Source organism: Anaerococcus urinomassiliensis (assembly GCF_900128425.1).
Classification (GTDB): Bacteria; Bacillota; Clostridia; order Tissierellales; family Peptoniphilaceae; genus Anaerococcus; species Anaerococcus urinomassiliensis.
Window position 1 is genome coordinate 1,088,385 of the sequence record NZ_LT635782.1, and the last position, 16,450, is coordinate 1,104,834.

General features: G+C 31.3%; 16 protein-coding genes and 2 pseudogenes. All 18 read right to left on the reverse strand.

The genetic code is table 11. From position 1 onward, the window contains the following. Positions 1-3: 3 nt before the first annotated feature. On the reverse strand, positions 4-2,427 hold the full coding sequence (locus tag BQ7474_RS06240) for a VirB4-like conjugal transfer ATPase, CD1110 family (RefSeq protein ID WP_082187894.1): 2,424 nt from the start codon (positions 2,425-2,427) through the stop codon (positions 4-6). Next, a complete protein-coding gene (locus tag BQ7474_RS06245) occupies positions 2,318-2,728 on the reverse strand; it encodes a PrgI family protein (protein ID WP_002838526.1) in 411 nt (136 codons plus the stop codon). Before BQ7474_RS06245 ends, BQ7474_RS06240 begins: the two co-directional genes overlap by 110 nt. Position 2,729: 1 nt before the next feature. Then, positions 2,730-3,020, reverse strand: a pseudogene (locus BQ7474_RS06250) (hypothetical protein). 9 nt (positions 3,021-3,029) lie between these two features. Next, positions 3,030-3,893, reverse strand: coding sequence for a VirB6/TrbL-like conjugal transfer protein, CD1112 family (locus BQ7474_RS06255; protein ID WP_073998089.1), 864 nt, complete (start codon positions 3,891-3,893; stop codon positions 3,030-3,032). 10 nt (positions 3,894-3,903) lie between these two features. Further along, positions 3,904-4,119 carry a Maff2 family mobile element protein gene (locus BQ7474_RS06260; protein WP_012797151.1) on the reverse strand — a complete coding sequence of 72 codons (216 nt, stop codon included), beginning with the start codon at positions 4,117-4,119 and terminating at the stop codon, positions 3,904-3,906. A gap of 1 nt (position 4,120) precedes the next feature. Continuing rightward, positions 4,121-4,432, reverse strand: coding sequence for a single-stranded DNA-binding protein (locus BQ7474_RS06265; protein WP_000373440.1), 312 nt, complete (start codon positions 4,430-4,432; stop codon positions 4,121-4,123). Between the two features lie 195 nt (positions 4,433-4,627). After that, positions 4,628-6,097 carry a PIN-like domain-containing protein gene (locus tag BQ7474_RS06270; RefSeq protein WP_001105422.1) on the reverse strand — a complete coding sequence of 490 codons (1,470 nt, stop codon included), beginning with the start codon at positions 6,095-6,097 and terminating at the stop codon, positions 4,628-4,630. Between the two features lie 17 nt (positions 6,098-6,114). After that, positions 6,115-6,651 carry a ClbS/DfsB family four-helix bundle protein gene (locus tag BQ7474_RS06275; RefSeq protein ID WP_001258251.1) on the reverse strand — a complete coding sequence of 179 codons (537 nt, stop codon included), beginning with the start codon at positions 6,649-6,651 and terminating at the stop codon, positions 6,115-6,117. Positions 6,652-6,712: 61 nt separating this feature from the next. Beyond that, positions 6,713-7,945 (reverse strand): annotated as a pseudogene (locus BQ7474_RS06280) (VirD4-like conjugal transfer protein, CD1115 family); the annotation flags it as partial. Between the two features lie 41 nt (positions 7,946-7,986). Then, positions 7,987-8,151, reverse strand: coding sequence for a transposon-encoded TnpW family protein (locus BQ7474_RS06285; RefSeq protein ID WP_019118571.1), 165 nt, complete (start codon positions 8,149-8,151; stop codon positions 7,987-7,989). A gap of 108 nt (positions 8,152-8,259) precedes the next feature. Then, positions 8,260-8,877, reverse strand: coding sequence for an SAP domain-containing protein (locus BQ7474_RS06290; RefSeq protein WP_073998090.1), 618 nt, complete (start codon positions 8,875-8,877; stop codon positions 8,260-8,262). 11 nt (positions 8,878-8,888) lie between these two features. After that, positions 8,889-9,269, reverse strand: a complete 381-nt coding sequence (locus tag BQ7474_RS06295; RefSeq protein ID WP_143179988.1) for a nuclear transport factor 2 family protein — start codon at positions 9,267-9,269, stop codon at positions 8,889-8,891. A gap of 129 nt (positions 9,270-9,398) precedes the next feature. Then, the gene (gene istB, locus BQ7474_RS06300) at positions 9,399-10,142 is read right to left on the reverse strand and encodes an IS21-like element helper ATPase IstB (RefSeq protein ID WP_073998005.1); all 744 of its coding nucleotides are present in this window, start codon (positions 10,140-10,142) and stop codon (positions 9,399-9,401) included. A gap of 1 nt (position 10,143) precedes the next feature. After that, positions 10,144-11,607 (reverse strand): IS21 family transposase, encoded by a 1,464-nt coding sequence (gene istA / locus BQ7474_RS06305; protein ID WP_073998006.1) that lies wholly within the window; start codon positions 11,605-11,607, stop codon positions 10,144-10,146. Positions 11,608-11,822: 215 nt separating this feature from the next. Then, complete coding sequence (gene mobQ, locus BQ7474_RS06310; RefSeq protein ID WP_023056488.1) at positions 11,823-13,283, reverse strand: MobQ family relaxase; 1,461 nt, start codon at positions 13,281-13,283, stop codon at positions 11,823-11,825. A gap of 246 nt (positions 13,284-13,529) precedes the next feature. Further along, positions 13,530-13,844, reverse strand: a complete 315-nt coding sequence (locus BQ7474_RS06315; protein WP_023056517.1) for a DUF3847 domain-containing protein — start codon at positions 13,842-13,844, stop codon at positions 13,530-13,532. Positions 13,845-13,934: 90 nt separating this feature from the next. Further along, positions 13,935-14,705 carry an alpha/beta hydrolase gene (locus BQ7474_RS06320; RefSeq protein ID WP_035112201.1) on the reverse strand — a complete coding sequence of 257 codons (771 nt, stop codon included), beginning with the start codon at positions 14,703-14,705 and terminating at the stop codon, positions 13,935-13,937. A 59-nt stretch (positions 14,706-14,764) separates the two neighbouring features. Next, positions 14,765-16,435, reverse strand: a complete 1,671-nt coding sequence (locus BQ7474_RS06325; RefSeq protein WP_073998091.1) for a recombinase family protein — start codon at positions 16,433-16,435, stop codon at positions 14,765-14,767. Between the last annotated feature and the right edge of the window lie 15 nt (positions 16,436-16,450).

Sequence of the window (16,450 nt, forward strand, 5' to 3'; positions counted from 1 at the left end):
CACCTACTTAGTTTCTTCTGGTTTTGTTGTCATTAGCTTATATAGCATGGTGTCTTTAGGGAATTTATCTATAAAGGGAACAATAGTATTTCCGAAGAATAATAGTCCCTCACCTGCATTTGAATTAGTAATATAGTTTAACTGATAAGGCGATATTTTTAATTTCTTAGCAAGAATATCTCTATCTCCAGATGCTTGATTTAACATTAGAACAAAGTCTGTATTATCAAAGATATTTTCAATTTCCTGACTTGTTAAAAGGTCTTTTACGTTTTGAGTTATACCTGTTGGGATACCTCCCCATTTTCTAAATCTTTTCCAGATTTCTACTGAATATGAAGCAGTTTGTGGATCTTTTAATAAAAGGTGGAACTCATCTATATAGTATCTTGTAGACTTGCTTCCTCTATTTAGGGAAACCTTGTTCCAAACCTGGTCTTGAATTACAAGCATACCTATTTTTTTAAGTTGTGTTCCTAGCTCTTTTATATCAAAACAGAGCAGTTGCCTATTTAGGTCAACATTTGACCTATTATTAAAGACATTAAGACTTCCTTTAACATAAATTTCCATTTCTGTTGCGAGTTTTCTACCAACTCCCTCTTCTTGAGAAAGGAGCATATCGTATAAATCTCCTAATATTGGCATATTTTCTGGCTTAGGGTCTTCAAAATATTTTTGGTATATCTTTGGTAAGCATCTATCTATAACAGATTTTTCTGCAGCAGTAAGACCAGATCCTCCTACTACAAGTTCAAGCATAGACATTATGAAGTTTGCCTTATCCTTTAAAGGTGCGTCCCCATCTCCATAGTTCATATTAATATCTAATGGATTTAGGTAGTCCTTTGACTTTGCCGAAACTTTAATAACTTCTCCATTAAATTGTTTTACAAGGTTTGAATACTCGCCTTCAGGATCACAAATAATTACATCATCATCTGTTACGAGAATTGCATTTGCCATCTCTCTCTTTGCCGAGAAAGATTTACCAGAACCTGGTGTACCTAATATTAGTCCGTTAGGGTTCTTTAGTTTCTTCCTATCTGCCATAATCAAGTTTTGGCTAAGGGCATTTAAGCCATAATACAAGGAATTTGCCGAATCAATAAATAGCTCTTCTGTTGTAAAAGGCATAAATACTGCCGTTGATGATGAGGTTAAAAATCTTTTTATTTCAACTTGATTAACTCCTATAGGTAAGACAGAAACAAGTCCCTGTTCTTGTTGATGAGATAATCTTTTTACCTGACAATTATGTCTGTTAGCAATTGATGATATTTGAGCAATGGTATTTTCTAATTTTTGATTAGTCCTAGCAAAATTCATCATTACTATGGTAACTACAAAGAGCCTTTCATCTCTATTTTGTAAGTCAGATAACATGGACTTAACATCAGCTCCAAAAGTATTTATATCTGAAGGGATAATATCCATATCATATCCAGCACGAACTGCTTTCTTTTGTTCTTCAATTTTCATTCTGTCCAGGTCTGTGTTCTTTCTCTTAATGAGTTTAATAGCTTCTGCTTGTTCAACTACATCTATATGAAAAGCTACATAAATATTGTCATCAATATCTAAAAACTCAGATAACATTCTGTCTGATAACTCACTTGCAAGTATTTGAAAATGACTTGTCGCCCCAATGAATTTCCCAAATTTAAAATTGTTTGCTGGTGCAAAATTAAAGATATTGGGAGTTATATGTGATTTTGTAGACTCTTTCTTCTTCAAATCTTTATATGAAAAATCAAAGCTCTTATCTGGATTTAACATATCGTGAACAAGTCTTAGTCTTTCTTCGCCATCAAGGCTCTCTGCTCTTACTCCCATAGATTTAAAGTTAGATAAAATATCTACTTCAAGTCTATTTAACTTTGCTCTTGCTTGCTCTAAGTTATCGGCTTCTGTGGTAAAGGTTATATACTTCATCTTTTTAAGTCCGTTATTGCCCTTTGCAAGTTGAAGCTTTAACATCTCCCTAAACTCTTTTCTTACATCGTCATAGAAATCTCCCTTATCAGCAATTTTAATTGCATCTTGTAGGTCTCTATTTCTTCCTAATTGATTTACATACGAAAGTTCGATGTGTACACTTGGATCAAAAGAATTTAAAAAGTTGGCAAATTGGTTAAAGATTAAATCTCTATCTTCTTCCAATGCCAACTGGTAATTTATATCTTGAAATGAAATTGTCTTTGAATAATTTTTTTCATCTAACTGGCAAATGCCCTCTGATAACATTCTTATATATGGAATTGTATCCTCAACTGTAAATCTCTTTTTCTCTTTCTTTAAAAGAACACTTAGAAGACTATTTTTTGGATCTTTCTTTGTTTTTAGCCTTCTTACTTCCTTTCGGTCTTTTTTTAATTGTTTTTCCCTTAGATTTAAGTCGCTGATTTGCTTTTTTCTTTGCTTCAAGGTATGCCTCCTTTCTTATTCTCTTAGTTGGTTGATAAAACTTATGAAGATAGAAAAATTTAAAATATTTTTCAAAAGTTAAAGTATCTTTTTCATATAAGGTTATAAAAAAGATTGGCAGGGTTACTATTAGCATTACAATGATTGAAACATCATTAGGTAGATATTTCTTCATAAATAAATAGGTTGGTATGCCAATTAGTCCTGCCACAGAAAAACCTATAAGTTGTCTTTTAGTTAAGTTAAAGGCAACCTTTGTTTTAATCTTGTCCAAATCTTTTGGTATTGGTACATACGCCATTTTAATCTCCCTCTACTTCTTCTTTGGAAAGTTCAAGTATATGGTCATAATTAGATGTTGTTTCCTCTTCTAGGTAGCTAATTCTTTCTTCTAATTCTTCTTGTTTTTCTTAATTTCTGTCATTGTATTCTCCTTGATACATAACAAATTCATTGTGACATCTACCGAGTCTATTTATTCTTTTCTTTAAGTTTCTAATCTCTTCATTTCTTTTTTTCTCTTTTAAGATCTCATAAGTTCCTCCCAATAAAATTCCAAGTCCCAATAAAGCACAATTTTTCTTTTTTAACATTTATTCCTCCTAGTGCGTATTCATAATAATTTTCGCAACTGTTCCACTCTTAAACATCATAAGTCCAAGTAGTAGAGCATATCCTAATATACTAAACAAGCTTGCGTGAATATCTGTAATCTGTACCGTTCTTATTAAAACGGTGTAGATACCTAAACATACCATCAAAAACAAACCTTGTAGTCCCAAGGCAAAAAGTCCCTTGATATAATTTGTTCCAATCTGACCCCATTCTTTATTTCCCATAGTAGCAAATGGTATGGATGATACTGATGAGTAGACATATATTTCAAACATACGCCCATATACTATTAAGGTAATAGTTAAAGATATACATTGAATTGCAATCCTTACAAGGCTTGTTTCAACTAATATCATTATTAATGCACCAACATCTTTTTCTTTTAATGTATCAACCATAGCAACTATTTGATCTCCTGAAACAGTGGCAGAAGTAGTGATTACCCCTGCCGCTTTGTTTACAAGATTTTGTGCCACATCAAAGACTGCCATTGAAAATTCAAAGGCATGGCTTGCAAGGTAGACTGCTATAAACATCTTTATAATGTATTTGAAAAACTCAAAAGTATCTGTATCGTGCATATTATTCTTTTGCATAACCATATTTATGAGTTCAATACATAAAACTGCTGTTATGATAAGACCTGCTATTGGAACAATCACATTATCATTAATGTTTTTTATAAAGTTATATACTTCTCCATTCCAACCCATAGGTGTTTTACCAACATCAGTTGCAATAACTCCTACCTTGTCATTTATATCTAAGAACATGGACTCAAGATTTGCTTTGATACCTCCGAGTAGCATATCCTTAAAAAATTCAGTTAGCTTGTCAAAGATACCAAACATAGACTTTCTCCTAATTTAAAACATTTGCAAGTAGTGGAATTAATTTAATACCGATTAGTACAATTCCTCCACCAGCCATAAGCTGCTTAATACCTTGAGATTTAGCACCAGGGTTATCATTACCATAACCTTCCATTAAGTTAATAACTCCCCATGCTCCTAAACCTGCACCAATTGCAGTTACAAGTGTTTTTAAAACTCCAACTCCAGCTGTAAAAAATTCCATATTATTCCTCCTCGTTTTCTTTCTTATTTTCTATTTTGTTTAGTGATTTAACTATAAAATTCTTGTAGACCTTATCTCCTTTTTTGTTTTCTTTGAAATATCCAAAGACATGGATCAGATCTCCTTTTTCAAATTCTTTTGCAATTTCTACCTTTTCTCCATATACTGAGCAATTTGTATATTCTTTGCCTTTTCCATATTTTTTTACAAGAGCAAAATTAGCTACTTGAACACTTTCTCCATCTTTTTCAAATTCTGAAAATTCAGCTTCCTTAACTAAATTTGCATTAATATTTATCATTTCTCTATCCATTAATTTCTTCTCCTTAATCTATAAATTTCAATTAAAAAAGCGACTGGATCTATTTATTTCCAATCGCTATACATTATTCCTTATTAAATTGTTCTAAGTAGGAGCTCTTATCCTTAACATCTTAACCTCCTAATTTTGAGTATAAAAAAAGCAGTAAACTTTATAATTACTGCTTTAATAAAATATCCTATATTATTAATCATTAAATGAACAATCTCGACAAATACCACCTACATCTTCTCGCCTATCCTTAAATCCCTTTCCACATTTAGAGCAAATAAATGCATAATCATTATTGTAATTCTCCTCTTCTAAATAAGAGTCATCGTAGTCTTCTTCATTTTTGTTTATAGAATCTTGATCTATCTGAATTTCAATTATTTCAATATCTGTATATTCTTTATCATTATTAATATAAAAAGAATCTTCTTCGATATCATCTTTATTAATTAATCTTGTGACATTAACTATGACACTTCCACTAAATTCTTGTTCTATTGGTGGTGATTGTATGACTTCTTTTGTATCATCATCACGTCCCCAATAATCAAAGGATACACAACTTAAATTTATTAAATATTCTAGCTCATAAGTTATACTAACAATCTCGTCTGTAAACTCTTCATAAGTATCTAATATCTCATTGAATTCACAATTATTTATATCTAATTCTTCAATACCCTCACTTCCAATAACATACGATTCTAGATAATAATAGTTGTTATTATAAATACTGTCAACTATATCATTAGAAATATCTTGTTTTACTCTTTCTACATATGACACATCTTTTCTATTTAAATCTACATAAACATTAAAATCATATCTATCATATACTTTTGAAGCGAAATTCTGAAACATTCCTGTTGTTAAAAATTCAATATTTACATTTGGATTTTTTTCTTTAAATTCACTTAATAATTTATCGTGAACTACTAAATTATCTTGACTATCCTTACTCCACCAGTCTTCTTTTATATCATTCGTAATAAAAATAATATCTTTTACTGATTTTTCAACTGGTAAATCTAATATCTCTTTCCAAACAAATAAATCTCCAAATTTTTCAACTCCATCTTTATTAATGTCCTCATATCCAGGCGGAATTTTATATTTATACCTAAGTTCACCCTCTCTAATAATTTTTAATTGTTCACTAAACCTTATCCTATTACCTATCCTATTATTTTTTTCTAAATATGAAATAAGATTATCTATATCTTTAATTATTTCAGGAGAATCTGTTGTTATTTCATCATATTCAATACCAACACTATTTTTATAAGATTTGATTATTTGTTTTAATTCAACTAACTTGTTATTTAAATCATTCTCCAAATTTTTTCTTCCAAAATAATTATATTTAGATGATTTAATCAAGACACTCTCTAAATTTTTTTGACTCCTTTCAATTACTCTTAGTAAATCTTTTTCAAAATTTTGATACTTTTTTTTCAATTGTCCGAATACGCTATATTTATTTTTATTAAATTCTTTATACACTTGATTCGGAATCCATATTAAATCCTTACACTCCTTGAAAATTTCTAATATGTTTTTGCTACTGTATAATGAATATCGAGCTAAGTCAAGTATTACATTTGTATCTAATACTATTATAGAGGTTTTTCTATTTATTATTTTTTTAAATTTTTCATAATTCAATTAAAGCACCAACCTTATTATTTAATTACATTCACAAAATTATTAAGTTTTTTCCATTTTCTAATCTTAGTCCTAAATGTTCCAAATGGTGCTACTGTATTTACATGGATAAATTTATATACTTCCCAAGTTGCAGTTTTTGTTGCTTCATCTGCCCATTTTCTCATATGTGGTTTAAATAATTCTTCCTCTGTAAGATTATCTATCAAAGAGTAAATATCTTCTATATTCTGTGATAGTTGTTCTTTTAATTCCTTTAACGATTTATGAGCATAGGTATCTGTAAACCATTGATACAATTCTCCAAGTTGATTCCACTTAAATTTGTCAGATGGCGTTTTAACCTCAATTCCCTTTTTTTCATCTTCTTCCCATTTCAAAACTAAAGTTGTCCAACCTACTTGATAGGCAAGATTTTCAGCTGGTGTCCTATCAACTTGATCTACTCTTTTATCTTTTAATTCTTCTGGGATATTATCAAACTCTGAAATATATTTTCCAAAAGTTTTCTTTATCTCATTTTTTAATTCTTCCTTACTTTCATAAGACCTCATATGCCTACCTCCATGGTTTATATAGATATTATACCAAAAATATTTTTATCCTAGGCTTAATTCATAATCTTGTAATCAAACTGTTCCTGTTTATTTTTATTTTATCTCTATTTGTTAAATACTCTTCCACATCAAACAAGTTTTTCTTATCATAATCTTCCAACAACTTGTAATTCTTATGCTTTGTAATATCGAATTTATCAGATAGAAAAGGTCTTACTCCTCTTAACTGATAAATACACTTACCGCCATCCATTACAGTTATTTCATCTTGACTCATAAGTTCCTTGCCAGTTTTTTGGTAATTTAGACCAAAAGATTTTTGATTGGATCTTGTTTCTGATGTGTTATATAGGTCTATGGTTTCTTTTCCTAAGGTTTCAGATAATTCTTTTACTGTTGTTTTTTCTTTTCCTCCTAAAAAGAGTGTAGAGTCGCAGTTACCAACTATTGTATCTGCATGGTCTTTATAGATTGCTTTTAATTGAGATTGTGCTTGCAGTATTATGCTTGCCGATATTTCTCTTGAACGAATTGTTGCAATCAATTTTTCAAATTTAGGAATTAATCCTATATTTGCAAACTCATCAAGTAGACACCTAACATGAACTGGAAGTCTTCCACCATACACATCATCTGCCTTATCACATAGAAGATTAAATAGTTGAGAATACATTATTGAAACTACAAAGTTAAAGGTATCATCTGTATCTGATATTATTACGAATAAAGCAGTTTTTCTATCTCCAATTTTATCAAGTTCTAATTCATCTTCACTCATTAGTTCTCTAAGTTCTCTTATATCAAAAGGTGCAAGTCTTGCTCCGCATGATATTAAAATTGATTTTGCAGTTTTTCCTGCTGCCAGTTTATATTTCTTATATTGCTTGACTGCAAAATGACTTGGATCTTTCTTTTCAAGAGCTTCAAAGAGCCTATCAATTGGGTTCATATAGGTTTCGTCATCTTCTCTAACTTCACTTGCGTCAATCATATCCAAAAGAGTCTTAAAGTTCTTTTCTTCTTCTGGTGCTTCATAATATATATAACCGATAAGGGCAGTGTAATAGAGCTTTTCAGCTTTTACCCAGAAATCTTCTCCTGCCTTTTCTCCATCTCCCTTGGTGTTAGCAATTATGGTTTGAACAAGCTTTAAAATATCTTTTTCACTTCTCAAATAGGCAAATGGATTGTATTTCATGGATTTTTTAAAGTTTATTGTATTTAAAATCTTTATGTCATATCCATTTTCATAGAGCATTTTTCCACATTCTAACACGAGTGTGCCTTTTGGAAAGATTTGTCAAGGACATAAACAAAATTTCTTTGACAAATTTATATCTTCTCTGTTTCTCTCTTGATTAGCTTTAGTATTTTATCCTTGTATGTTTCCCCTGTACCTTGCTTAAAATGTAGGTTTACAGTATATTTTGTCTTTCCAATATCCATTATCAACTGTTTATGTGGTGGTACTTGTATTTTTCTTTTTTCTTCTTCCATGTATCCTCCTTTCCATTTTTAGGCAAATAAAAAACAGTAAACCTTTTTTGATTTACTGCTTTCGTGTTAGCTTTTATTGACTTGTTAGTTTAGCAAGCTAAAAATATCCTACCTGCAATACTCTTTTATCTTATCTGCATATTCAGTCGAAAGATTCTTTGAATAAATTTTTTCATTTTTTGAATTTCTGACTTCTTTCCAAAGAATAGAGGCTACTTTTAATTTGTTCGAATATTTGCAACTATTTTTGTCTGCACAGAAATCCTTTAAAAATTGGTTCCATTGACAAACTGAATTATCATACTTCGCATAATTTGATTTTCCATAATAAACTTTTAGCATATCTTGAATTGTAAAACTCAAATCATTTTCTCTTTTTACTTTTCTCCAAGCAGTAGCCATATCAGCAGTAAATTTAAATGGCGAAACATCTGTTAAAATTGAGAAATACTCTCTGAAATGTGTGTTAAAGGAGAACCCGCATTCAAGTAATGGAGTATCTAAGGTAATAGTTTCTACTTGTTTCTTTTCATTTTTTATTGATGACTTTTTAATCAAATCACCCTTAAAGTACTGCTCAATAATATAATTGAGTTCCTGTTTTGTACCTCTGTATTCTAATCCTAATGACTTGTATATCCGTGAAAGTTCTTCACGATACCAATAGTATTTATTAAACTCATCAAACGATGTAATTTTGTCAAACTCAGGTCTACTTTCTATCAATATTCTATCTCCTAAAACCAATTTGCTTTTTCATCTCTAAATAATGGTGTTTCACTCTCTTTGTAAGGATTGTAGTTGTTACAATTACAACCAAACTCTTTCAATGCTTTTATCTTATTATCGGCTGTCCAAACAATCAAAGAGATACCGTCAAATTCTTCAACTTTCCCCTCATTCATTTTATTTTTGAAGTGCCATTCTACAATAGTTTGATTATCCTTATGAAAAAATTGCTTTATATCCCACGCAAGAACTTTTCCTCTTGTATTCCACTCATTAAACCAGTGCTTTACTGTTTGCAGATTTTCATACTTAGGACACCAACTCTCAATATAAATCACATCATCTGAAAAAATATCATCTATTCCTAAGTCTTTTTGTGTAAGCCACATATCAAACCATAAACTGTAAATGTCAACCGAAAATTGGTCCACAGTTATTATCGAAAAGTGGTCCACATATAGTAAAGATATTGACCACACTTGTCCTTTCCCCTAGGGGAAAGACTTTTTACATATATTTCATATATTCTTTGACCACTCCATTGTATCTTCCATCCTATAAGATTTTTCTCTAGACATATCCATAATATGGGCCCTATGAGCAAGTCTATCTACTATAGCCCCAGTAAGCATAGGATCTTTAAAAACTTCCTCCCATCTTTCAAAGTTTAAATTCGTTGTTAAAATTATCGAACCCTTATCATTTCTAGATGATAATAGGTTAAAAAGAATCTCACAGCCTATCTTATCAAAGGAAACATAACCTAGCTCATCTAAGATCACCAAGTCATATTTTTCAAATTTCTTCTTGTAGTTAGTAATTTGATTTTTACTCATAGCCTCCTGTAGTTCTATCACAAGGTTAGGAACAGAGGTAAATAGTACATTCTTTCCAGCAATACATGCCTTAATACCTAAGGCAGTTGCATAATGAGTTTTACCACAACCAGGTGTTCCTATCATGATTATGTTTTCTTTGTTATCTATGAATTTTAGTGTTTCAAGATATTCAAATTTTTTGTTTAGTTCTAAAGAATATTTTGTTTTATCAAAGTCTTCTAAGAATTTCTTGTTGATAAATTTGGCATTTCTTATTCTTCTTGCTATGCCGTTGTTTTTCCTTCTTTCTACCTCTCTTTCTAAGAAAAGTTTTAAGAATTCTTCGTTAGATAAGTTTAGATTTGATGATTCTTCTATTAAATCCTCATATGACTCTCTTAGATAAGAGAGCTTAAGTATGTTAGAAGCTTCTTTAATATTCATCTTAGCCTCCAATTACAAGGCAGTCATAGGAGGCAACTATTTTTCTTGCCTTTATTTCTATGTCAGCTTCTTTTTTATCGGTTTTCACTATATCTAATACATCAAGTTCTTTCTTAGTGTTAGAATAGTTATTTAAGATATCAACTATTTGATCAATATCCTTATCTTTGTTAAGCTCTACTAATTCTATGAACTTCTTTGGGTTAGAGGTAAAGTATTTATCGAAGATGTTTTTTAAATCAGGATGACTTTTTAAGGCGAGAGAATTACGAATTGCACCTGGTTTGCGTGCTAATGATTTTAGGTAATGAGTGATGTCAATGCTATATTCATTAGCACCATCTTTTCTTTTATGAACGGCTAGAAGTTTATCATTTACATATATTTTAATTTCCCTAGCATAAGCTCTAACAAGAACAGTTTTTCCTACCATGTAATCTGGTAGTGAATACTTGTTTTTATCAACTTGTATTAAAGAATACTTATCTACCTTAGCAAAAGATACTTTTGATAGTTCATAAGTAGGTCTTAGGACTAGAAGGTGTTTCTTTTCCTCATTAATCTTAGAGTCCTTATTTAACTGGATAAGTTTAGAATTTAAGTACTCTTGTGCTTGATCAATTGAATCAAACTCGTATTTTTCACAAAAAGCATTCTTTCTAATTATCCTAACACTTCCTTCAACATGACCTTTTTCATTTCCTGAAAAACAATTGGTTACATTGACTGAAAAGCCATAGTAGTTGGCAAACTCTATTAATCTTGGGTTAAGTTCTTTTTCATTTCTACCTATGAACTTACTAACAACATTTCTCATATTATCATAGACTATTTCTCTATACATTCCTCCAATCATATTAAAAAATCTTACTTGTGAATCAAAGAATACATCTTGATTTTGACTTGTGTATAGATAAGCCCATCTAAAATTAGATGCTGGGGAACTCATAACAGCCATATTTAAACTAACAAGTTTGCCATCGATTACAAGCTTAAGTTCACCAAAGTCATATTCTAACCTATCAGCAAAATCATATACTTGCTTAATGAAGCATTCTTTAGAAGCTTCTCTTTTCTTTCTAACATAAACTGCTATTGAAGGATAAGATATATCAAAACCCTTATCAACAATCATCTTATGAATCTGAACAACGCTTAAAGCTTGCTTATGATTACCCAAGATAGAATCCTTTCTTTTCTCACTTTCTAAAATCTGATCAAGATACTCATCTACTTCTTTTGTATATTTGATCTTCTTTCTATTAGAAGAATCGTAGGAAGGCGCCTTGGCAATTTCTTCTTGAACTAATGCTCTATCTAAATTAGGATTATCTAAATTCTTAACATCTTCCTGGTACTTATTCCAATATTTAGCTACAGTCTTCCTATTAATCTTAAGTATTCTAGATACTTCTCTATTTGAATATCCTTGATTTTTAAGTCTTATTATTGCATTCTTATCCATTAATTTAATCACCTCACATACCTCCGTACCTATACTTTACATACGGAGTACAAACTAAAACAAGTGGACCATTTTTCGATTAGAATTAATCGATTATTGGACCACTTTTAGTTTATCATTTACATAAACGAATGATTTTCTCTCTTTCATCCATGAATTTAAACACCTCCAAAATCAAATACTTATTTGATATTATACCATTTTTTCACTCAATTTTATAGGTCTAACTCGTTCCTCTTTACCTGTGTTAGTCCTCTGTTTTCTTGTAGTAATTTCTCTATACAGCTTCTAACACTTTCAGCTTGTTTAACTTCCTCTCGTATTTCTAATATTTGATTGTATAGGCTCTTTTTCTCTTTCTTCAAAGTGCTAGCCTCTGATTTCCACTTGGATATATTTAAGGTCTTACTTTCACCTAAATGCTCTTTCAGATATTTCTTGGCACTCTCAAATAGAATAATCTCTGCAGTATGCTCATTATAAAAATCTTCCTGTTTGCTTTTCTTTAATTTGGTATAGGCTTTGTAGATATCTTTATGTTTCAAATATTTCTCGGCTTGGTCGATAAGCTGTGTTTTATCATCAATTCTTTTTTCAATGTCTTTGATAGCTTTTGTGGTCTTGTAATTCTTATCTCTTAAAGTAACTATGCTTTCTTTCAGTTCAGATATGGAAGTGATGTTTTTATCTTTAAGAAGCTGATAACTCTCAATATATTTCTCTAAGTCTGCATTATTGCTATCTGCGTTTTGATTGATAAGATTTTCAAAAATGGATAGTAGATTTTCTTTTGGTGGGATGGTGGATTTTATGTTTTCTGTTTCTGCTGTTTCTTCTTTTCCAATTCCTCTTATCCAATTTAACAAGGCTTTTATTCTTCTTGAGATTTCTCTTAAAATCGCATTTTGATGTTTGATTTCTCGGTTAATATTTCCTCTGTCTGTAGCTATGCCTTTCTTCTCCATTTGTGTTGCTGATTCTCCTAAATGAATGGTCGGTATTTGCTCTATTCCTTGTCTTTGATAGGAACGATGGTCTACTTTTTCCTGTATGCTGTTTTCTTCAAGATATTTGTTTGTAATGTCTGCCCATGCTTTTCGCCACTCTTCCGCTTTTTCTTGCTCATTCCAATCGGTTGTATTGATTTTTCTTGTTTTGTAATTGCCGTTTTTGAGTTTTATCTTTTCTCCGTTTTTATCAAGGATATATTCTTTTTTTGATTTTGCTCCCCATGTTTTATCTTCGTTTAACGGTCGCATGGTAAGTAAGATATGTGCGTGTGGATTTCCGTCATTTTTATCGTGCAAAGCAACATCGGCACACATACCGACTTTCACAAAATTTTCTTTTACATATTTCCTTACAAGCTCTATCTGTTTTTCTCTACTCAGTTCTTTGGGTAAGGCAATTTCGATTTCTCTTGCAAGCTGTGAGTTTTTACTTTTTTCTATTTTCTCAACACTGTTCCACAAGACAGAACGACTTGCAAATTCCTGTGGTGCATTTCGTGGCAATAAAATTTCGGTATGGGCTATTCCGCCTTTCCTTGTAAAGTCGTGGACTATGCCATCATATTCATTTTTTATCTTTTCGCCACTGCGATAGGAAGCTGCCGCAACTGCACTTTTCCCTTTGCCTCTTGATATAATCTTTATACTGAGATGATATATCGCCATAGCTAAAAACCCCCTTTCGTTTTTCTGATACTTTTATGTGGCGATGGATAAGACTTCCTAAAAAAATCGGATAGTTTTTTATCCGATTTCTTTTTGGAAGTACACACGGGGTAGGAAATTTATTTCCGTAGGGGAGTGTAGCTCCCCTGTATCAGCGTTGGCTGATGTGCTCTCTGCAAGAGCCTTCGGAGAACGCACACACCCTTTAGGGTGTATAAGTGCGCCCTTGTAAACAAGGGACTATTCCTATGTGTCGCTTTCTTCCTCTTGGTTTTCTGTATTTTGATTTTCGCTTTGTTCTCTGCTCTCTATAATTTTCTTGATTTTTTGATTTACTAACTCTTTTATATTCGGAAATGTGATTAGCTGATAGAATTCATCTTTGGTAAAATCTTTACTTTCGGTGAAGATACTTTCAAAGACTCCTCCTTTTTCATAAAGGCGTCTATCTCTCTTTTTTCTCTCTTCCTGTTTCTGCTGACTGATGAGTTTCTTTCTTTTGTTTTGTAACTGCTTGATTTCTTCTTCTGCCATTAAAATTTTTTCATCTATATTTTTCATTTTCTGTTTTCCTTTCTTCTTAATTTTGAGCAAGAAAAAAACAGTAAACCTTTTTTGATTTACTGTTCTGTGTTAGTTTTTATTAAATTATCAATTAGTTAAAAATTGATTAACCAGTTTTATCCACTCTAATGGTAAATACGCTGATAAATATCCATGATTATAACCTTTAGCTTCGTAGAGAATACAATCAGGATGCATTTTTTGAAATAGTTTAGCTGATTCCTTAACACAACGCATTTCTTTCTCGCCATAAATATATAGAACCTGTGCTTTGCTTTCTGTAATACTTTCTTTCAATCTATACTTTCCCATATATGTTTTATACATTTTCACTAATGTTTTCATTGGTAATCTTGGCATATCTTCCATATAATAATTTTCTATCTCTTCCGGATAAGCCATATTAGGATAAATTTTTTTCATCAAACTTAATTGAATTTTGCTGGCTGATTTACTAAACATAAGTTTTCCAAATATTTTTACAACAATCGTACTAATTCGTGATAAATTTGGCTGAGGAATACAAATACTACCATCTATTATTGCTTTCTGAGCTATATCACTATTTAGCGATAATAACTCAATGGCAATTTGACCTCCCAAAGAAACACCTCCCACAGCAAACAATTTTCCATCGCAATTGTTTTTTATATAGTCCATAATTTGATGTGCGGAATTTTCAGTTGAAATATACTCTTTTTGATATTCTTCTCCATGACCATCAAGTGTTGGTAAAATTACATGATATTTATCGGATAATATACGAGCTTGTCGAAGATAATTCCACCAGGAATTACCTCCGCCGTGTATTAATAATATATGTGGAAATTTTTTATCACCAAATTCATGAAATATCATATTCCAAAACCTCTAAATTTAAACTTTTTTTGTTTATATTATTTAATATTATACCATTTTTAAGCCATTTTTTCTATATCAGCTTTCTGTGGCACTTGACAGTTGCCTATAAAGTTAAAGTACACATCAACTTGTTGTTTTCTGTCTTTCCCTTTTCTTCCTCCTGTTGCTTCGTGGACTACAACTTTTTCTATATACTCATTTATCATTGGTACTGTCAGTTCTTCAATATCTGTATATTTTTCTATCATTTTTAAGAATTTATCGGTGTCAACTTTTCTCTGATGATAGCTTTCTATTTCATTTTCAAAATACTGTATTTGTTTTTCCAAGTCTTGTTGCTCTGTATCATAGGTATTAAATAATCTGTCAAAATGTTTTACGGGAATTTTTCCAAGTGCGTGGTCTTCATACAGTTTTGTAATAAGGGTTGTTAGTTCTGCATTTCTTGATGACAGTTTTTCTAACTTCTCTTTATCTCCTTGATACTTTTCTTCTCTTTTTTCATCGGATAATTTGTTCATCACTTTTAGGAATTCTTGCTTTTCTTCTTTGGCAAAGTCTGTGATTTCTTTGATTGATTTTAGGAGAATTTCATTTACTGTTTTTACTTTGATGTAGTGCATACTGCAAGTGCCTTTTCTATGTCTGTAATGTTGACATACAAAAGAGTAATCACTATCGTATTTCTTTTCTTTATGTTCTGCCGGCTCTCTGTAGCTTAATTTACCTCCACAATCTGAACAGATTAAAAGCCCTGTAAATGGGTGTGAGGTTGTCCCGTACTTCGGACTTCTTCTTACTGTTTTTCTTAGCCTTTGGGCGTTATTCCATGTTTCTTCATCAATGATGGCTTCATGGGTATTTTTGAAGATAATGAGTTCATCTTCTTTTGCCTTTCTGCGTTTCTTAGTTTTGTAATCAACGCATATTGTTTTACCAAGAACAGTATGACCCATATATTCTCTTTTTTCTAAGATATAGCCTATTGTGGTCGGTGTCCAAAAATACGGGTCTTCTATTCCTCTTTTCTTAGAACTATGGTTATTTTCAGGATAATGTATTTCTGCATAGGCTGATGGAATAAGGACTTTATCTTTGGTTAGTATATCTGCTATCTGTGTTACTCCATATCCCTCTATAACAAGATGGTAAATGCGTTTTACGACCTTTGCACTCTCTTTATCGACAAGTAACTGCTGTTTGTTCTTAGGGTTTCTATAATAGCCGTATGGAACGCTTGGAGATACTCTTTTACCTTCTTCCATTCTTGCTCTGAAGATAGACTGTATTTTTCTTGAGGTATCTCTTGCATACCATTCATTCATAATATTTAGAAATGGGGTAAAGTCGCTTTCTGCTTGTTTTTCGCTATCTATTCCGTTATTGATGGCAATAAATCTTACACCCTTTTCTTTGAAAAGTATTTCGGTATAAAAACCTACTTTGAGATAATCTCTACCAAACCTACTCATATCTTTTACTATCACAGTAGATACTTTGTTTTCTTCTACTGCTTTTATCATCTTTTGAAATCCCTCTCTATCAAAGGTTGTTCCGCTTACTCCATCATCAGTATAGTGATAAATATTTATAAAGCCGTTTCTTTTGGCATAGCTTTCAAGTAGCTGCTTTTGATTGGTGATGGAATTACTTTCTCCTTGCATTTCATCATCACGACTTAAACGCTCATAAAGGGCTGTTTGTCCTGTTCTTTTCGTATTTGACATGAGAATTACCTCCTT